Raw genomic sequence first — 17611 nt, 5'->3', positions numbered from 1 at the left:
CGCTGACGGACGGAAAATACAAGGTCAACGGATGGTGAAGGGCGAGATCATCGACGGCGACCCTGGCTGTCGCTCGAAAAAATTCGGCGCACAGGGGTTGTCTCTTTTGTGCGACGTCCGTTACGTTCAAGGCCATATATAACGGCCGATCGGATACATGCGATTTGTCGAGGACAGTCGTCGACCTGTCAATTCTCTTGACATTTCGAGTGTTTCCGGTTGTGGGCACGCCGTGAACGTCCGCACCAGCGAACCGCCCGGTTACGACACGATCCGCCCGACCCACAACCGCCCGCTCCGTCCCCGGCACCACGCGCACCCGGAACCGCAGTCCGAGAGGCCGTGCTGTGAGCATTGACGTCGGCGCCCTCGCGCCCTCCCCGCCAGACACTCCCGCCGTCCACGTCGCCGGCGTGTCGAAATCGTTCGGCACCCTGCCTGCGCTGAGCGACGTGGACCTCCGGGTGCAGCGTGGCCAGGTCTACGGCGTCCTGGGGCCGAACGGCGCCGGCAAGACGACCTTGCTGCGCATTCTGCTGGGGCTCGTGCACGCCGACACCGGCACCGTGCGGGTGTCCGGCCGCCACCCGGGCGCGCCGGAGGCCCTGCGCGGCATCGGCGCGTTGATCGAGACCCCCGCCTTCGTCCCGCACCTGTCCGGGCGCACCAACCTCCGGGTGCTGGCCCGTGCGCGTGGCCTGCCCGACAGCGAGGTCCAGCGGGTTCTCGAGATCGTCCAACTCGACGGGCGGGCCGACGATCGCTACGGCGGCTACTCGCTCGGCATGGGCCAGCGCCTCGGCGTGGCGGCGGCGCTGCTCGGCCGGCCCCCGTTGCTCGTCCTGGACGAGCCCACCAACGGGCTCGACCCCGACGGCGTGGTGCAGATGCGCGAACTGGTGCGCAACCTCGGCACCGACGGCACCACCGTGCTGCTCTCCTCGCACATCCTCGGCGAGGTCCAGCAGATCTGCGAGCGTGTCGTCGTCCTCGACCGGGGCAGGACGATCGCCGACGACACGGTCGAGAACCTCCGCGCCGGGCCGGGCGCGCTCACCGTCGAACTCCGGGCGGATCCGCCCGCGCCGGCGCGCACCATCGCCCGCTCCCGGTTCGGCGAGGCCACGGTGCCCGAGAGCGACGACGCCACGCTGCGCCTGCACGTCGACCCCGGCGACGTTCCGGCATTGGTTCGCGCGCTGGTCGAGGGCGGTGTCGACGTGCACGAGGTCCGGCACGAACGCCAGTCGCTGGAGGACGTGTTCTTCGAGCTCACCCGGCACGATGCGGCGGAGGTGCGGTCATGATCGCCGCGCTGAACGCGGAGACGCTGCTGCTGCGGCACCGGCTCGCGCCGCTCGTCGTCGGCGGCAGTTGGATCGCCCTGGTCCTGGCCTTCGCCTTCGGCGTGCCCTACATCGTCTACAGCACGCTCGACCCCGATGCGACCGCCGACCGCGCCGACCTGCTCGAGACGCTCGTGCCCGCCGCCGTCGACAGCACCTCCGTCAGCAGCTACCCGATGTTCGGCGGAGCGATCATGCTGATCCTCGGGGTGCTGGTCACCGGGCCGGAGTACCGGTGGGGAACGTGGACGGCGCGGCTGTCGCAGGGGCCCGGCCGGGCGCAGGTCGTGCTCGCCAAGATCGCAGCAGGTGTGCTGGCCGTCATCGCGATCGCGGTGGCCGCCGCCGTGACCTCGGCCGTCGCGTCCGCGGTCATCGCCTCCGTCGAGGGTGAGCCGCTGAACTGGCCCGCCCCGGTCGAGATGCTTGCGTCACTGGGCGGCGCGGTACTGATCTCGGCGACCTGGATGAGCGTCGGTGCCGCCCTGGGCGTCCTGTTCCGCGGCACCAGCGTGGCGCTGGCGGTCGGGCTGGTCTGGACGCTCGGCCTCGAGAACGCGATCGCCGGGCTGGCCGGCGTCATCGGGGCGCTGGAGCCGGTCCGGGCGGTGCTGCTGGGAACGGCCAGCGGCTCGCTCGTCGCGGGCCTCGGCGCACCGACCCAGGGCGACGGCGGCACACCCGGCGTCGTCGACCACCTGACCCCGGCGGCGGCGTGCGCCGTACTGGCCGTCTACCTGGTCGCGAGCACCGTCCTGGCCGTGGCCCTCGTCCGCCGCCGCGACATCACCTGAGTCCCCGAGCCGAACCGACCCGAGGAGTGACGTTGACGACCGACACGCCCGAGCTCGTCCGGCCGCGCATGCGACGCGACGTGGCCTTCCTCGAGACGCTCGAAGGCGTCTACGTCCGCGGGCACGACGACGCCTTCGTCATCCGCGGGGCGAGCGCCTACCGCTACCTGACGGCGCTGCTGCCGCACCTCGACGGATCCACGCCGCTGTCCGAGCTGCTGTCCGGCCTGCCCGACGGGCACGCCGACGCGGTGCGTTCGCTGGTGGGGACGCTGGCGAGCAGGGGCGTCGTGGTCGACGGCCCGGACCTGCAGGCGGAGTACGACGACGACGTCCGCGCCCGCTTCGGCAGCCAGCTCGCGCTGCTCGACCACCACGGCGACGACGGCGACGGGTTCCGGCGCGCGGCGTCGGCGCGGGTCGCGGTGCTCGCCGACGACGAAACGGCCGGCGCCGCGCTGGCGGCCGGGCTGAGCGCGAACGGCGTCGGCAGTGGCGACGGGTTCGTCCGTGCGGGGTCGGCGGCGGCCGTGCGCGGCGACCTCGACGCGGGCCTCGACCTGGTGTGCTTCGTCGCGGTGAGGGGCCCGGGCGCCGACCTGTTCGCCGTCGCGGACGCGTGCCGCTCCGCCGGCGTCTCGTTCGTTCCGCTCACGCGCGTCGGCGACCTGCTGGTGCTCGGCCCGCGCGAGGCCGGCGGCACCGACGTGCTCACGGCCATGCTCCGCATCAGCGACAACGAGATCGACGGAGGCGCCGACGTGTGGCGGGCCGCGACGGCCGGCGCCGCGTCCGTGCCACCGCGGCCGGTGCTGCCGGGAACCGCCGCATCGATGGCCGTCAGCATGGCCGGGTTCGAGATCTTCAAGTCCCTCACCGGCACCATCAGCAGTGACATCGACGGCTCCGTCGTGCTCGTCGACCCGCACCGGCTCACCGTCAGCAACGAGCGTCTCGTCGCCCATCCGGCTGCGGACGCCCCGGGCGGTCCGGCTAGCGCGGTGCCGCGCGGACCGGCCGCCGGCGCCGTCAGCACGGATTCCGCCGCCGACGAGGACGAGGGCGACGAGGAGGCCGTCGAGCGCGCCTACACCCGGTTCGAGTCCGTCGTCGCCGACACCGTCGGCATCTTCCGGAGGTTCGACGACGATGCGATCGTGCAGATCCCGGTGAAGGTCGCCGGGCTGATCGCCCCGGCCGCCGACGCGGAACCGGTGGTCGCGTTCGGGGCGCGCAACGTCCTCGAAGCGCGCCTCGAAGCGCTCGAGACCGCCGCCGCCCGGTACGCGCTGGTCACGCACCGGCGCTGTTCGCTGCTGCCCGCGCCGAGCCCGGAGGCGGAGCGGGTGAGCCACGACCGGCTCGACACCTGGCTGGGCGTGCCTCCCTCCGACGCCGCACCGGTGGCGGCGACCGAACTCGCGACCGGGCGCGCCCTCGCCGTCGACCGCGCGGCCGCGCTCGCCGGGCCGTGGGACCGCGCCGCCGCCTGCTTCGAGCCGGACCGGGTGGGCATCGCCGCGGCCGAGTCGCTCGAGCAGGCGAGCCTGCGCGCACTCGTCGACGCGGCAGGAGCGGCCGCCGTCACCGCACTCGCCCGCGGCGAGCACGCGGTGCACCCGGTCCCCGCCGACCTGGCCGACGACGGCACCGACCGGTCCGGTCACCTCGCCATGCTGATCCGCGAGATCGAGGACGCCGGCGGCAGGATCGCGCTGCACGCCGCCACCGGCCCGGTGCCGATGGCGGTGGTACGGGTCGTCGACGGCGCCGGCGAGCGGATCACGGCCGCCCCGGGGACGTCGTGGACCCGGGCCGCGCTGAGCGCGCTGCTGCGCGTCGTCGGGCCCCGGCAGATCGCCGGCACCGCCCTGGCCGCCGGCGAACCTCGGCCGGGCAGCACCGACGTGCTGGACCACGCCGCCGTAGGCCCGCCGGTCACCGACCCCTCGTGGCTGCACCACGAGGCGGACGCCGAGACCGTCGTGGCCCGGCTGCACGCGGACGGCCGCGGCGCAGCGGCCGTCGACCTGGGCACCCCGGACCTCGCGGGCGTCACCCGCATCGTCCGCGTCCTGCTGTTCCGCCAGCCCACCCGCCCGGAGCTGTTCCGCTAGCCCACCCGCCCGGAGCCGTTCCGCCAGCCCACCCGCCCCGAGGAGGCACCGTGACCGACCTGACGACCGAGCTGCTGGCTCTCGAGACCGTGACCTTCGAAGTCGAGGAGATCGCTGACGTCGGCCAGGACGCCGCCGGCTGGTGCAGCTCCAGCACGAGCACGTCGAGCTGCTCCTCGTGCAGCACGTCGAGCTGCTGCGGCTGCTCGAGCTGCAGCTGCAGCAGCACCAGCTGACGAGGCTCCGCGACCTCACCGCCGGCCCGGGCGGTGAAAGGCACCCGCAGGGAAGGGGGTGAACGACATGGCGCTTCGTGAAGAGCTGCTCGTCCTCGAGACGGCCACGTTCGAGATCGAGGACATCACGGACATCGGTCAGGACGCCGCAGGTTGGTGCAGCTCGTCCTGCAGCTGCTCGAGCTGCAGCTCGTGCAGCACGTCCAGCTGCTGCTCGACCAGCACCAGCACCGGTTGCGGCGGCGGCTGACCCGCCCGGCGCTACCGGCCCACCAGTATCGATCGATCCGGAGAAAGGAGTGAACCATGGCGCACACGACACTCGGCATGGAGCTGCTCGAGCTCGAGGCGGTCACGTTCGAGGTGGACGAGATCACCGACCCGTCCGCCGACATGGCGGCCAGCAGCTCGTCCTGTAGCTGCTCGAGTTGCAGTTCCTGCAGCACGTCCAGCTGCTGCTCGTGCAGCACGAGCACGTCCAGCTGCGGCTGAGCACACCTGGATCGGGTGCTGCGGGCCACTCGGACTGGCCCGCAGCACCCTTCGACCCTACGTCTCGCGCTCTGCCCCGCCGCGCCCGAGGAGAGGTGCTGAATCCGTGACCACGCTGCAGGACGACCGCGACGCACACCGGCCCGCAACGGATGCCGCCGGCGACACCGCCACCTCGACCGCCGCGTTCGGACGGCAGGTCGCCGACCTGCTTCCGGCGGAGCTCGCCGCACGGTGCCCCGCCATCGACGTCGCCGTCCTCGGAGTACCCGGGCACGAGCACCGGGTGACCGTTCCCGTCGACCGGTCGCCGTCGACCGCCACGGTGAGCCTGCGCCGCTACGGCTCCGCCGTGATCGTCGCCGCCACTCCCGGTGGAGGCGGTCCGTGCCCGCGCTGCCTCGACCGCCGCTGGACGGTGTGCCGCCCGATGATCGAACGCCGGATCGTCGACGAGCCGCACGGCGTCCTGCCGGGCGAGCCCGGCGCGGTGCCGCCACACGTCGTCGCCGTGGCCGCGGTGCTGGTCGAGGCCGCCGCCACGCCTCCGGCGGGCGAGCCGGGCCACCCGGTGTGGGAGATCGACACCCGCACGGCATCGGTGCGCCGGTACGGCCTGCTCCGCGACTCGTCGTGCGACGCCTGCGCCGCGCCCGTCGCCGACACCAGCTCCGGCGCCGAGATCCACCTGCGATCGGTGCCCGCCCTGCGTCCCGGCGCCACCCGCAGCGGCCGGCCCGAGGACCTCGGGCTGCCCATGGACGCGCTCGCCAACCCGGTGTGCGGGATGCTCGGCGGACCCGGCATCCGCGCCTACCATGCCACCGCGACGGCGCCGGTCAGCGGGCATTTCGAGGTCCGCAGCAAGTACGGCCTGCACGAGATGTGGTGGAGCGGGCACGCCGAGAGCTACCAGCGCAGCGAGCTGCTCGGCGCCCTCGAGGGTCTCGAGCGCGACGCCGGTCAGCGCCCGCGCCGCGTCGAGGTCGCCCGCCGGGCGGCGGTCACCGAGCTGGACGCTCCGTACGTCGAGATGGAGCAGTGCGGGCTGTACACGCAGGACTTCTACGACCGGCACGCCGAGAAGTACGTGCCGTGGTCGGAGAATCCGAGCGTCCCCTGGGTCTGGGGCTGGTCGCTGCGCGACGGCCGCGCGCTGCTCGTCCCCGAGCAGATCGCCTACTACCTCGACCACCGCGAGGACCACCGCAACACCGTGCAGGAGTGCTCCAACGGCTGCGCCTCCGGCAGCTCGGTCACCGAGGCCGTGCTGCACGGCCTGCTCGAGCTCGTCGAACGCGACGCGTTCCTGATCAGCTGGTACGACGGGCTGACCCGGGCCGAGATCGACCTCGACACCGTCGACCATCCGCTGGTGCAACAGATGCGGGCGCACGTCGACCTGCTCGGGTACGACCTGCGATGCTTCGACATCCGCGTCGACCTGCCGGTGCCGGCCGTCGGCGCGGTCGCGGTCCGTCGCGACGGCGGGCCGGGCACGCTGTGCTTCGCCGGCGGTGCCTCGCTCGACCCGGACGACGCGGTCCGCGCCGCGGTGTGCGAGGTCGCCTCGTACGTCACCGGGTTCCCCGAGCGGGTCGGCGAGTCCATCGAGCACAACGAACTCATGGTCACCGACTACGGGCACGTCACCGAGCTCGCGCACCATGCGCTGTTGTTCGGCATGCCGGAGATGGCCCGGCACGCCGAACACTGGCTGCGCCAGGACCACCGGTCGCCGATCGCCGACGTGTTCGCCGACTGGACCACGTCGCGGGCCCCGGTGACCGACCTGCGCGAGCCGGTGGACGAGATCGTCGCGCTGCTCGCCGAACGTGGCCACGACACCGTCGTCGTCGACCAGACCACGCCCGAGCAGCAGGCGCTGGGCCTGTCCACCGTGGCGACGATCGTGCCCGGGCTGATTCCGATCGACTTCGGCTGGCACCGGCAACGCGTGCTGCGGATGCCGCGCACGCTCTGGGCGCCCTACCGCGGCGGGCACGTGCCGCGTCCGCTCGACCCCGGCGACCTGCACCTCGTCCCGCACCCGTTCCCGTGAAGGAGCGCGTCCACGTGAGCACACCGACCGAGACGCACCCCGTCGAACCGCCACTCGCCCCGGCCTCCCCGGGCCCGCCGTCCGGCCGTGACGTGGCGCTCGACTACGCGCGGCGGATGTTCGAGCGTCAGCGCGTTCCGCTGCCGCCGCTCGGGTACCGGGTCGACTGGGCCGACCAGCCGTCGAGGCACAAGCTCTACCTCGACACGGTCAAGCTGGCGCTGCCGGCGCCGTTCGAGCCGATGCCGGACGTCGGCGTCGGCGCCGCGGCCGAGGCGGCCGGCGCCGAACCGGTGCACACCATGCCCGGCCTCGGCGTGCTGGCCTCGGTGCTGGGGAGCTACGGGCTGGTCGACCGGCGCACCGAGCCGAACTGGAACGAGGACAGCCGGCGCAAGCTGCGCTCCGACGGCGCGGTGTGGGCGCGCCCGACCGCGTCCGGCGGCGGCATGTATCCGGCCGAGAGTTACGTCGTCGCGGGTCCGGATGCGCCGTTGCCCACCGGCGTGTACCACTACGACACCGCCCACCACGGGCTCGACCGGCTCACCGTGGCCGATCGCGGACACGACCTCGCCGCGGCCTGCGGGGTCGCCGCCGACCTGTACCTGGTGGCGACGCTGCGGTTCTGGAAGAATGCGTTCAAGTACAACTCGTTCTGCTACCACGTCGTCACCCAGGACGTCGGCGCCCTACTCGGGTCCTGGCGGCTGGTCCTCGGCGCGCACGACGTTCCCGCCGAGCCGGTGCTGTGGTTCGACGACGCCGCGGTGGCGGCCGCGCTCGACGTGGACGGCCATGCGGAGGCGCCGTTCGTGGTGCTCCCGCTCGGCAAGCGTGGCCCGCGGGGCCCGGGCGGACCGCCGGACACGCGGCCTCCGCGTCCGTCCGGCACCGCTGGACCGCTGCGCCCGAGGCCGGCCGGCGTCGAGCACCACCGGGTGTGGGAACGATCCGCGCGACCACGGACGTTCGACCTGGTCGACCAGGTACATGCGGCCGCGCTCGTGGGTGACGAGCCGCGTCCGGCGCCCACGCCGTCGTCGGCGGCGCCTTCGGTGGCGGCACCGGCCGAGGAGGACGGCGACGTGGTCGAACTGCCCCCGTCGCACGCCGCTGCCGGCGACCTCGACCTGCGGACCAGCCTGCTGCGGCGCCGGTCGAGCTTCGGGCAGCTGGCGCCGCGTCCGCCGCTCACGCTGGACGATCTGGGCTGGGTGCTCTCCGCCGTCGACCAGACGGCTCGATCCGGCACCGATGTCGCGCCCGCACCCCGTGACCCCTGGACCCGGCTGTGGGTGCTGGCCGGCGCCGTCGACGGGCTGGAACAGCGCGCCTACGCCTACACCGGGCACCGGCTCGTCGGCGGGCCGCGGGCCGACGTCGGCGCACTGCAACGGCACTACGCGCTGACCAACTACAACCTGGGCGAGGTCGCCGCGGTCCTGGTGGTCACCGGCCGGCTCGGGCCGCTGGTCGAGGCGTACGGCGCGCGCGGCTACCGGATGCTCGGCATCGAGGTCGGACAGGCGGCGCAGTCGACCTACCTGGCGGCCACGGCCCGCGGCCTGGGTGTGGGTGCGGTCCTGGGTATCGACAACCTCGCCGTGGACGAGCTGCTCGGCATCGGCGACACCGACGAGCGCAGCATGCTCTTCCTCCTCCTCGGCCACGACCGCGTCGGCCGTGCCGGCTACGACCACGCGCTGCGACCCGCGGTACCCGACGAAGGGACGCCACGATGACCGACCTGATCGAGGACGCGACCACCCGCGCCGACGCCGGCTCCGCGCTGTCGCGATGGCGGCTCGGCGAGGCCTTCCTGCTGCGGGTGGCCGGCCAGTCCGCCGACGTCACCGCGGCGCTGCGCACCGAGAAGGCGGCCGCGTGGGTGCAGCGGGTGTTCGATCTCGAGGCCGCCCGCGACACCGCCGGGGCGGCGCTGCGGGCCGAGCTCGAGGCCGCCGTCGCCGCGACGGACGAGGACGATCCCGGCCGTGCCGCGCTGATCAACCTGCGCCGCGACGTCTACAACAGCCGCCGTCCCCGCCCGGCCACCGTCACGAAGGCGCGGGCCGTACTCGATCCGGCCCGCGAGGAACTGCTGTCGCGCTGGGCCGACTCTGTGACCGCGCTGCGCGACGAACTCGAAAACGGGACGGCGATCCTCGCCGACGACGTCACCGAGGCCAGGAGCCGTGCACGCGTCCTGCTCGCCGACGACGACCTGCGCTGCGCCGTACTGCTGCAGTCCGAGGTGCTCGAGTCGACCATGGACCGCTACCTCGACCCGAAGCGCAAGCTGGACAAGGCCGGGCGCCAGATCGAGCGCACGCTGCTGGAGCTGCTGTACCGCGCGGCGCTCAAGACCAGCCCGTTCAGCACGCTCACCTCGGTCGGGCTCGGCCGGTTCAGCCCGGACACCCGGCGCGCCCGGCCGGATCCGGAGTCGCTGCAACAGCACTCCGCCGCCCGGCTAAACGTCGCCGTACCGGCCCGGCTGGCCGCGGTCATCCTGGCCGACCCGCAGCTGCGTTCGGACATCCACGTCTCGACCGCCCCCGGAGCCGGCCTCGACGGGGAATCGATGCGCTATGTCCGCCGCCGCACCACCGCCGGCACCGACCCGGACGCGGTGGTCGCCATCGACAGCGTGCACGAGGACCTGTTCTTCCTGCCCAGCGGCCCGGCCCTGGCCGACGTCGTCGCGTACGCCGGGGGCGACACGCGGCCGAGCCTGCACGAGCTCGCCCGGCAGGTCGCGGCCGCCGGCGAGGGTCGTGAGGTGGGCGAGGTCGACCAGCTGCTGGGCCATCTGCTCCGGCTCGGCTTCCTGCTGGCGCCGGACCTGCAGATCGACCTGCGCTCGACCGACCCGGCCGGCGTGTTCGCCGCGGCGCTGGCCACGCACGACCACCCGACTCTGCAGGCGGTGGCCGGGCGGCTCGCGGCCGCCGACGGACTCGTGCAGGAGTACCCGAGCACCCCCGCACGTGCACGCGCCGGGGTGCTCGCGCAGATCCGCGAGCACATCCGGGCCTGCTTCGACGCGGTCGGTGCGCCCCGCGAGCTGGTCCCGCGCACGCTCGTCTACGAGGACACCACCATCGCCGACGGCGGGCTGGACGTCGACGCGCGGCTCTGGGAGCAGACCGTGTTGCCGGACCTCGCGGACCTGGCCGACCTGCTGCCCGCGTTCGACCTCAACGTGTCGCGACGGCTGACCGCGAACGGGTTCTTCCGGGCCCGCTACGGCGTGGGCGGCCGGTGCGAGGACGTCGTCCGGTTCTGTCACGAGTTCCAGCGCGACTTCTTCGAGCCATACACCCAGCGCTCGATGCGACGGCGCCCGTTCGACGACGACAACGCCTTCGTGCGCCAGGAGAACTGGTTCAAGCTCGCCGACATCGACGCCGTCGACGACGCCCGTGAGGCCGCTTCGGCGGAACTGCGCGCTCGTTGCGCCGGGACGAGCGGGACGCCGGACGAGGTCCGCCTCGACGACGGTTTCGTCGACGCCGTGCGCCGGCATCTGCCCGCCGGTTCGCGGTTGCATCAGCCGTGGTCGTTCTTCGTCCAGCTCGCCCGGGACGACGCCGCCGCGGGCCCCGGCCGGATGGTGCTCAACCAGGCCTACGCCGGGCTGACGCTGATGTTCTCGCGCTTCGCGCACAGCCTCGACGCCAACGGCGGCCGCGCCGAGCAGCTGATCCGCCGCACGCTGCGTGACTACACGCCGGCCGGTGCCGTGCTCGCCGAGCTGCGCGGCGGATACGAGACCACGAACCTGAACATCCACCCGGACGTCACGGACTACGAGATCGTCTGCCCCGGCGACGCCAGCACACGCCCGCCGGACGAGCAGATCCCGCTGGACGACCTCGTCCTGGAGCACGATGCCGACGCCGACCGGGTCCGGCTGCGCTCGGTCCGTCTCGATCGCGAGGTCGTGCCGGTGTACCTGGGCTTCCTGATGCCGATGGCGCTGCCGGAGATCCAGCAGGTGCTGATGTGCTTCTCGCCGACGGGCATGGCCCAGATCGACCTGTGGGCCGGCACCGGTGAGCCGGTGCCGGACGAGGGCATCACGATGTACCCGCGGCTCGTCCTGGGCGATCTCGTGCTCCAGCGGCGGATGTGGAAGATGAACGTCGCCGCGCTACCCGTGCGCGACCCGGCCGACTCGGACGCCGAGCACCTGCTCCGCGTGCAGCGGTGGCGTCGCGAGAACGGCCTGCCCGCGCGGGTGTTCGCCCAGGTCGACACCGCGGCCGCTCGCTCGGCCGACGACGGAGCCGAGGCCGACGACGATCCGGCGCCCGGCGCCGGTGGCGACCCCGGCGCCGGCGGCGAGCGCAAGACCGGCCGCAAGCCGCTGCCGGTCGACTTCGACAGCTGGCTGTCGCTGCACCTGTTCGAGCAGATGGTTCTCGGCGCGTCGAACCGGATCGTGCTCACCGAGCCCGACCCGGACGTCGACCAGCTGTGGCTGCACGACCAGCACGGCCGGCCGTACGTCGGCGAGCTGCTGATCGAGCTGTACGACAGACCAGACTCCGCCGACAGGAGGGACGATCATGTCCGGTGAATGGGTCGCCCTGCACGTCTTCTACGCCAGTGACGCCAACCCGATCGTGGTCGAGGCGGTCCGCCCGCTGGTCGACGAGCTGCGGCGCGACGACGTCATCGACGGCTGGTTCTTCATCAAGTACTGGATGGAGGGCCCGCACCTGCGGGTGCGGTTCCGGCCCCGGACACCGGAGCTGCGCGGCGAGGTCACCGAACGCGCGACGTCGGCCCTGCAGGCCTTCCTCGACCGGCGCCCGGCGCTCTACGACACCGACATCGCCGGCCTCGGTGACCTGTACAAGAGGATGTACATCGCCGAGTACGGGGAGGAGCGCTGGGCGCGGGAGTACGGCGACGGGGCGATGCCGTTCCGTCCGAACAACAGCATCGCGAACCTGCCCTACGAGCCGGAGTACGACCGGTACGGCGGCCCGGCGGGCATCGATCTCGCCGAGTGGCACTTCGAGCACTCCAGCGACATGGTCGCCAAGCTGCTGGCGACGTCCAACACGCACGTCCGGCCGGTGCTGCTCGGGCTGGCGACCCAGCTGTCGCTGATGACGGCGTACACGTTCCTGGGCGACGACCGATCCGTGCAGCGGTTCTTCCAGCGCTACCGCACCTTCTGGGAGACCTCGTACCAGGAGCCCTCGGACGACTACCACGGCTCGTTCGACAAGAGCTTCGAGCTGACCCGCGACTCGCTCGTCGAACGGATCGACCGCATCCGCGGCATCGCGGGCGCCGAGCCCGCCGACGCGTTGTCCGGCATCGAACGCACGTGGTTGGCCCACTGCGCCGAGCTGCGCGAGCGGGTACTGGACGCCGCGGGCCGCGGACAGCTGGTGTTCCCCTCGGAACGGCTGGGGGGCAAGGCTCCGATCGACGACCCCGAGGCACTGGCGACGGTGCTGTTGAGCTCGTACGTCCACATGACCAACAACCGCCTGGGCGTCGCGATCCTCGACGAGATCTACCTGTCCTATCTGGTCGAGCGGGCACTCGAGACGCGCGGGGAACAGGTGCCGGCGTGACCACCGTCGACAGCACCGAAGGCGGGGTGCCGGCCGACTGGCTGCAGCACGCGCGGCCGGCGCTGCGGCCCGCGGTCCGCATCGGACCGGAAGTGACGCGGGGCGACGCCCGGGTGCACATCGTCGGAGACCGCGACACCCAGGCGTATCTCAAGGTCGGCGCGCGCGAGGCGTTCCTGATGCGCCGGCTCGACGGTCAGCACACGCTGGCCGAGATCGGCGACGAGTACGCGCACCGGTTCGGCAAGCGGCTCGCCGCCGCGAACTGGCAGCAGCTGCTCGGCATGCTGGCCTCCCGCGCACTCATCGAACCGGCCGGCGAGCAGCAGCTGGCGGAGGTCCGCGACCGCGCCGAGCAGGCCCGCCGTGGCGAGGGCCGGTCGCCGTTGCTGTGGCGCATGCCGATCGGAGGGCTCGCCGATCGGGTGCCCGCGGTGTCGCGGCGGGTCGGCTGGTTGCTGGCGCCGGCGGTCGCGGTGCCGCTGACGGTGCTCGGCGCGCTGATCTCGCTCTACGTCGTGTCGAACTTCGCGCAGCTGTACGACGCGGTGGGCGCGGCGCCGTCGCGCTGGTCGGTGTCCGTGGTGACGGTCGTGGTGACCTGGCTGGTGATCGGCTGCCACGAGTTCGGGCACGGCATCGCTTGCCACCGATACGGCGGCCGGCCCACCCAGATCGGGTTGATGTGGCGGTTCCCGCTGATCGCCCCCTACTGCAAGGTCGACGACGTCGTGACCTTCGAACGGCGCTCGCACCGGGTGACGACGTCGTTCGCCGGCATCTACGTCAACCTGATCGCGCTGCTGCCCTTCGCGGCGCTGTGGTGGTGGGGGCCGGCGTCCGGATGGTGGCACGGTCTGGCCGGCGCACTGCTCATCGTGGGGACCGCGAGCACGGTGGCGAACCTCGTGCCGGTGTTCAAACTGGACGGCTACCACATGCTCGAGCACGCGACGGCGACGATGAACCTGCAGTCGGAGTCGTTCCGCTTCGTGGGCCGGTTCGTCCGCGGCGGCCCCGCCGGGGTGTCGGCGTACCCGACCCGCGCCCGCGTGATCTTCGGCGGCTACGTCCTGCTCGCCGCGGCGATCCTGGTTCCGGCCGCGGTTCTGCTCGTCCGGCTGTGGTATCTGACGCTGGCCGATCTGTGGGGCACGGCCGGCGCGGTGGCGTTCCTGCTCGGTGAAGCGATCTTGGTCGCGCTGTTCCTGTGGTGGGCCGTAAGCTGGCGGCAGCGCAGACGCAAGGAGGCCTGATGGACCCTCTGAGCATGATTCTCGGCCTGCTGTTCATCGTGGCGATCAGCTGCGGTGGATGGATCGTCTGGGGTGTCGTGCAGAGCCGTGAGCGCGCGCGCGAACTGAAGATGGCCCGCGAACGCGAAGAGACCGAGCGGCTGCGGCTGCGGCTCGAGGCCGAGGACCGTGCCCAGGAACGCGCCGACCGGATCTACCTCGACACGCTGGACCGGCACTCGAACCCGCAGTTGCCACGTCGCGACGGAACGTCGCCCGACGCCTCCTGACCGCCCAGTTCGGTTGTGCCGGCCGTCGTGCCGGTCACCACCGCACCGGCAGCTCGGCGAGCCCGCCGGTCACCACGTCGTGCCGCAGCGTCAGCTCGTCGACGTCGACGGCCGGGCGCAGGGTCGGAAACCGCGCCACGAGCTGGGCGAACACGGCCTGCAGCTCGATGCGGGCCAGCGGCGCGCCGAGGCAGTAACGCGCACCGTGCCCGAACGTGAGGTGCGCTGGCCCGGCGCGGTTCACATCCACCCGGTCCGGGTCCGCGAAGACGGCGGGGTCATGGTTCGCGGCGCCGTTGTCCAGCAACACGAGCTCTCCTGCGCGGATGCCGACCCCGTCGACCTCCAGATCCGTGCGCGCGTAGCGGGGGATGCCGCCGCCTCCCTTGCCCGGCGCCCGCAGCAGCTCTTCCACCGCGTCCGGAATCAGGGCGGGATCGTCGTGCAGGGCACGCCACTGCTCGGGGTTGTCCAGGAGCAGCAGCGTGCCGAGCCCGATCTGCACCACCGTGGTCTCGTGCCCGGCGAACAGCAGCGCCATGGCGAGCCCGGCTGCCTCGGTGTCGGAGACACCGTTGGTGGCGCACAGCCGGGAGATCACGTCGTCGCCGGGTTCAGCTCGCTTGCGGGCGACGAGCTGCACGCCGTAACCGAACAGATCGGCCAAACCCTGTTCGGACCGGGCACGGTCCCGGACATCGGCGGCGGCCTGCGTCAGCGTGCGGAACCGGTCCCGTTCCTCGTGGGGCACACCCAGCAGCTCACAGATCACCAGCACCGGCAGCGGGATCGCCAGCGCCGCGTGCAGATCGGCCGGTGGCCCCTGCGCGGCCATCGTGTCCAGCAGTTCGATGGTCAGCGCGTCGATCCGCGGACGCAGCGCGCGCATGCGCTTGGGGGAGAAATGCGGCTGCAGCAGCGATCGCATCCGGGCGTGGTCGGTGTGCTCGGTGTCGAAATCGCCGAGAGGGCCGCCGAACAGCGCCGACTCGCCGGTGCGGGCCGCCGCCTCGGGGTCGGGGTGCGCGCGCCCGAGCCGGTTGTCGTCCAGCAGTTGCCGCACCTGTGCGTACCCGGTGACCAGCCACGCATCGTGGCCGACCGCGGTGCGGATGCGGTGGATCGTCCCTTGTTCCAGCAGCGCACGCAGCTGCGGCGCGATGGCGAGTGGATGCGTCTGCTCGAACGGCAACTGGACCGGCGCACTCATCGTGGCCTCCTCTGTCTCATTTACTCAATCTTGTATAAGAGAACATAAACAAACTACGTGTATATCCTGCCTTTAACAAGAGGAGGGGTGATGGCAACCGACGGTCGTCCCGACCGGACAGCGGCAGCCGGCCGCAGGCAACAGGCGCGACGCCTGCCGCGGGCCGAACGGCGCGAGCAGATCCTCGCCGCGGCCACCCGAGCGTTCGCGCGCGCGGGCTTCGCCGCCACCGGCCTGGACGACGTGGCCGCCGAGGCCGGCGTCACGCATGTGATCGTCTACCGGCATTTCGCCTCGAAGGCCGACCTGTACCGGGCCGTGCTCGACCGGGCATGCACCCGGCTCGCCGACACCGTCGGGACCGACGATTTCGACGACAGCAGCATCCCCGCGATGCTGCGTGCCGCCGCCGACGACCCGGACGGGTTCCGGCTGCTGTTCCGGCACGCGGCCCGCGAGCCGGAGTTCCGCGACGTGACCGACGCGCTCCGGGCCGCCTCGACCGAGGTCACCGACCGCCATCTCGCCGACTCGATACCCGAGGGTCCGTGGCGGGACTGGGCGGCCCAGCTCGCCCCGACGATGGCCCTCGAGGCGGTGATCGCCTGGCTGGACGCCGGGCAGCCCGACGCGGACGGCGCCGCCGCGCGTGTCGAACGCGCGGTTCACGGGGTGATCGACGCCGCACGCACCGACGGCCGGTGAGCCGGGCGACCGTGTGGTGCTCCGGATGTGCCTGGGCCGGCGCTGGCCGCGTCGCCGGCCCAGGATGGGATTCACGGACTCGGCTTGACCCTCACGCAGCGTGAGGCTGAAGGGTGAGGCGCATGAGCGACCACTACAACGCGTTCGAGATGAGTCCCGTGCCCGCACCCGGCCCGGACGCGGTTCCGCCGGAGCCGTTCCGTGGCATCTACGGAATGCCCGCGTTCGCGACGATCCCCACCAGCGACTTGGCGGCGTCCGTGGACTTCTGGGTTCGCGGGCTCGGGTTCTTCGAGCTGTTCGGCATCCCCGGCACGCTCGTGCACCTGCGCCGGTGGGCGTTCCAGGACGTGCTCCTCGTCTCGGCGGAAAGCGTCCCGGAGCAGGCACCAGCGGTGAGCTTCAGTTTCGCGTGCGTGCTCAGCCAGGTCGACTCCGTCGTCGAGACCTGTCGTGCGCTGCGCCCGGACTCGGTCGACGGTCCGCGTGACACCCCCTGGAACACCCGCGATGCGGAGGTGATCACCCCCGAGAACGCACGGATCGTCTTCACCGCGGCGAAGCCGTTCGACCCGGACAGTCAGGAGGCGCGGAACCTTGAAGCCGTCGGGATCACACCCCCGGGCGTCGGTCGCGGCGACAATGAGGAGCATGCCTGATCCCGCCGACACCGACGGACTGACCGTCGGTCAGGTCGCGACGCATCTGGGCGTGACGGTCCGTGCGTTGCACCACTGGGACGAGACCGGTCTGGCGCGACCGTCACTGCGCACGGCTGCCGGATACCGGCTCTACACCGCCGGTGATCTGGAACGTCTGCATCGCATCGTCATCTACCGTGAACTCGGTCTCGGCTTGGACAGGATTCGGGTGGTCCTGGACGACTCGACCGCGGACGTGCCCGGCGCATTGCGCACGCAGCGCACCCAGGTCGCCGAACGAATTGACCGCCTCCAGCAGCTCGGAGCCGCCCTGGATCGGATGATCGACGCTCACGAACGCGGCCTGCTGCTGACCATCGAGCAGCAGGCCGAGATCCTGGGCCCCCAATGGAACCCGGATTGGCCTGCCCAAGCTCGTCAGCGCTACGGAGACACGGCGCAGTGGCAGCAGTACGCCGAACGCTCAGCCTCTCGCGGTCCGGAAGATTGGCAGGCCATCGCCGACGCCGTCGCCGACCTCGACCGCGCTCTCGTGCATGCGATGGACTCCGGCGTCACGCCGGGGAGCGCAGAAGCGAATCAACTCGTCGAGCGGCACCGCGAGGTCTTCTCTTCGTACTTTCCCCTCACCAGGCAGATGCAGGTCTGTCTCGGTCGCATGTACGAGGCCGACCCGGGATTCGCCGCCCACTACGACGGCATCCGCTCCGGCCTTGCTACGTGGTTCCGCCGGATCGTCGACGCCAGTGCGCGCGCCCACGGCATCGACCCCGACACCGCGACCTGGCAGTAGAGCGCGGGATCCGTCAGGTCCGCACCAGCGGGGTCGTCGGACGCCTGCTCGAACCCGGAGCCTAGG

At 72.3% G+C, this 17611-nt stretch carries 16 protein-coding genes; 15 read left to right on the top strand and 1 reads right to left on the bottom strand.

The genetic code is table 11. From position 1 onward, the window contains the following. Positions 1 to 347: 347 nt before the first annotated feature. The 12 genes from CLV30_RS17340 to CLV30_RS26595 all read left to right on the top strand — a co-directional run bounded on the left by CLV30_RS17340 (position 348) and on the right by CLV30_RS26595 (position 14175). Positions 348 to 1307 carry an ABC transporter ATP-binding protein gene (locus tag CLV30_RS17340; RefSeq protein WP_205741052.1) on the top strand — a complete coding sequence of 320 codons (960 nt, stop codon included), beginning with the start codon at positions 348 to 350 and terminating at the stop codon, positions 1305 to 1307. Then, positions 1304 to 2140 (top strand): ABC-2 transporter permease, encoded by an 837-nt coding sequence (locus CLV30_RS17335; protein ID WP_106538479.1) that lies wholly within the window; start codon positions 1304 to 1306, stop codon positions 2138 to 2140. Before CLV30_RS17340 ends, CLV30_RS17335 begins: the two co-directional genes overlap by 4 nt. A gap of 32 nt (positions 2141 to 2172) precedes the next feature. Next, on the top strand, positions 2173 to 4257 hold the full coding sequence (locus CLV30_RS17330) for a hypothetical protein (protein WP_129711097.1): 2085 nt from the start codon (positions 2173 to 2175) through the stop codon (positions 4255 to 4257). 142 nt (positions 4258 to 4399) lie between these two features. Continuing rightward, positions 4400 to 4555, top strand: coding sequence for a hypothetical protein (locus CLV30_RS26605; protein WP_165358720.1), 156 nt, complete (start codon positions 4400 to 4402; stop codon positions 4553 to 4555). Between the two features lie 91 nt (positions 4556 to 4646). Continuing rightward, positions 4647 to 4796: a hypothetical protein gene (locus CLV30_RS26600; RefSeq protein WP_165358719.1), complete on the top strand. Its 150-nt coding sequence runs from the start codon at positions 4647 to 4649 to the stop codon at positions 4794 to 4796. Between the two features lie 3 nt (positions 4797 to 4799). Further along, entirely contained in the window at positions 4800 to 4985 is a 186-nt protein-coding gene (locus CLV30_RS17315; RefSeq protein ID WP_106538475.1) for a thiazolylpeptide-type bacteriocin, read from the top strand. A 106-nt stretch (positions 4986 to 5091) separates the two neighbouring features. Further along, the gene (locus CLV30_RS17310) at positions 5092 to 7047 is read left to right on the top strand and encodes a TOMM precursor leader peptide-binding protein (RefSeq protein WP_106538474.1); all 1956 of its coding nucleotides are present in this window, start codon (positions 5092 to 5094) and stop codon (positions 7045 to 7047) included. Between the two features lie 14 nt (positions 7048 to 7061). After that, positions 7062 to 8792, top strand: coding sequence for a nitroreductase family protein (locus CLV30_RS17305; RefSeq protein WP_129711096.1), 1731 nt, complete (start codon positions 7062 to 7064; stop codon positions 8790 to 8792). Next, positions 8789 to 11635 carry a lantibiotic dehydratase gene (locus CLV30_RS17300; RefSeq protein ID WP_106538472.1) on the top strand — a complete coding sequence of 949 codons (2847 nt, stop codon included), beginning with the start codon at positions 8789 to 8791 and terminating at the stop codon, positions 11633 to 11635. Before CLV30_RS17305 ends, CLV30_RS17300 begins: the two co-directional genes overlap by 4 nt. Further along, entirely contained in the window at positions 11625 to 12650 is a 1026-nt protein-coding gene (locus CLV30_RS17295) for a thiopeptide-type bacteriocin biosynthesis protein (protein ID WP_106538471.1), read from the top strand. The genes CLV30_RS17300 and CLV30_RS17295 overlap by 11 nt, the downstream gene beginning before the upstream one ends. Then, positions 12647 to 13906, top strand: a complete 1260-nt coding sequence (locus tag CLV30_RS17290; RefSeq protein ID WP_106538470.1) for a M50 family metallopeptidase — start codon at positions 12647 to 12649, stop codon at positions 13904 to 13906. The genes CLV30_RS17295 and CLV30_RS17290 overlap by 4 nt, the downstream gene beginning before the upstream one ends. Further along, a complete protein-coding gene (locus CLV30_RS26595) occupies positions 13906 to 14175 on the top strand; it encodes a hypothetical protein (protein WP_165358718.1) in 270 nt (89 codons plus the stop codon). Before CLV30_RS17290 ends, CLV30_RS26595 begins: the two co-directional genes overlap by 1 nt. A gap of 34 nt (positions 14176 to 14209) precedes the next feature. Here CLV30_RS26595 and CLV30_RS17280 read toward each other — a convergent pair whose 3' ends face one another. After that, positions 14210 to 15385, bottom strand: coding sequence for a cytochrome P450 (locus CLV30_RS17280; RefSeq protein ID WP_106538468.1), 1176 nt, complete (start codon positions 15383 to 15385; stop codon positions 14210 to 14212). Between the two features lie 90 nt (positions 15386 to 15475). On the opposite strand from CLV30_RS17280, the gene CLV30_RS17275 reads away from it, so the two are divergent. The 3 genes from CLV30_RS17275 to CLV30_RS17265 all read left to right on the top strand — a co-directional run bounded on the left by CLV30_RS17275 (position 15476) and on the right by CLV30_RS17265 (position 17545). Beyond that, a complete protein-coding gene (locus tag CLV30_RS17275) occupies positions 15476 to 16090 on the top strand; it encodes a TetR/AcrR family transcriptional regulator (protein ID WP_106538467.1) in 615 nt (204 codons plus the stop codon). 122 nt (positions 16091 to 16212) lie between these two features. Further along, positions 16213 to 16749 (top strand): VOC family protein, encoded by a 537-nt coding sequence (locus CLV30_RS17270; RefSeq protein WP_106538466.1) that lies wholly within the window; start codon positions 16213 to 16215, stop codon positions 16747 to 16749. After that, positions 16742 to 17545 (top strand): MerR family transcriptional regulator, encoded by an 804-nt coding sequence (locus tag CLV30_RS17265; RefSeq protein ID WP_106538465.1) that lies wholly within the window; start codon positions 16742 to 16744, stop codon positions 17543 to 17545. The genes CLV30_RS17270 and CLV30_RS17265 overlap by 8 nt, the downstream gene beginning before the upstream one ends. The last annotated feature ends 66 nt before the right edge of the window (positions 17546 to 17611 follow it).

The organism is Haloactinopolyspora alba, assembly GCF_003014555.1.
Taxonomy (GTDB): Bacteria; Actinomycetota; Actinomycetes; order Jiangellales; family Jiangellaceae; genus Haloactinopolyspora; species Haloactinopolyspora alba.
Note: the sequence above shows the minus strand (reverse complement) of the source record. Positions and strands in the feature narration are given on the sequence as shown.

Bases quoted from the DNA above. Each gene is read 5' to 3' on its own strand.
- CLV30_RS17335 (WP_106538479.1), top strand. From the start codon at position 1,304: ATGATCGCCGCGCTGAACGCGGAGACGCTGCTGCTGCGGCACCGGCTC.
- CLV30_RS17315 (WP_106538475.1), top strand. From the start codon at position 4,800: ATGGCGCACACGACACTCGGCATGGAGCTGCTCGAGCTCGAGGCGGTC.
- CLV30_RS17300 (WP_106538472.1), top strand. From the start codon at position 8,789: ATGACCGACCTGATCGAGGACGCGACCACCCGCGCCGACGCCGGCTCC.
- CLV30_RS17295 (WP_106538471.1), top strand. From the start codon at position 11,625: ATGTCCGGTGAATGGGTCGCCCTGCACGTCTTCTACGCCAGTGACGCC.
- CLV30_RS26595 (WP_165358718.1), top strand. From the start codon at position 13,906: ATGGACCCTCTGAGCATGATTCTCGGCCTGCTGTTCATCGTGGCGATC.
- CLV30_RS17280 (WP_106538468.1), bottom strand. From the start codon at position 15,385: ATGAGTGCGCCGGTCCAGTTGCCGTTCGAGCAGACGCATCCACTCGCC.
- CLV30_RS17275 (WP_106538467.1), top strand. From the start codon at position 15,476: ATGGCAACCGACGGTCGTCCCGACCGGACAGCGGCAGCCGGCCGCAGG.
- CLV30_RS17270 (WP_106538466.1), top strand. From the start codon at position 16,213: ATGAGCGACCACTACAACGCGTTCGAGATGAGTCCCGTGCCCGCACCC.
- CLV30_RS17265 (WP_106538465.1), top strand. From the start codon at position 16,742: ATGCCTGATCCCGCCGACACCGACGGACTGACCGTCGGTCAGGTCGCG.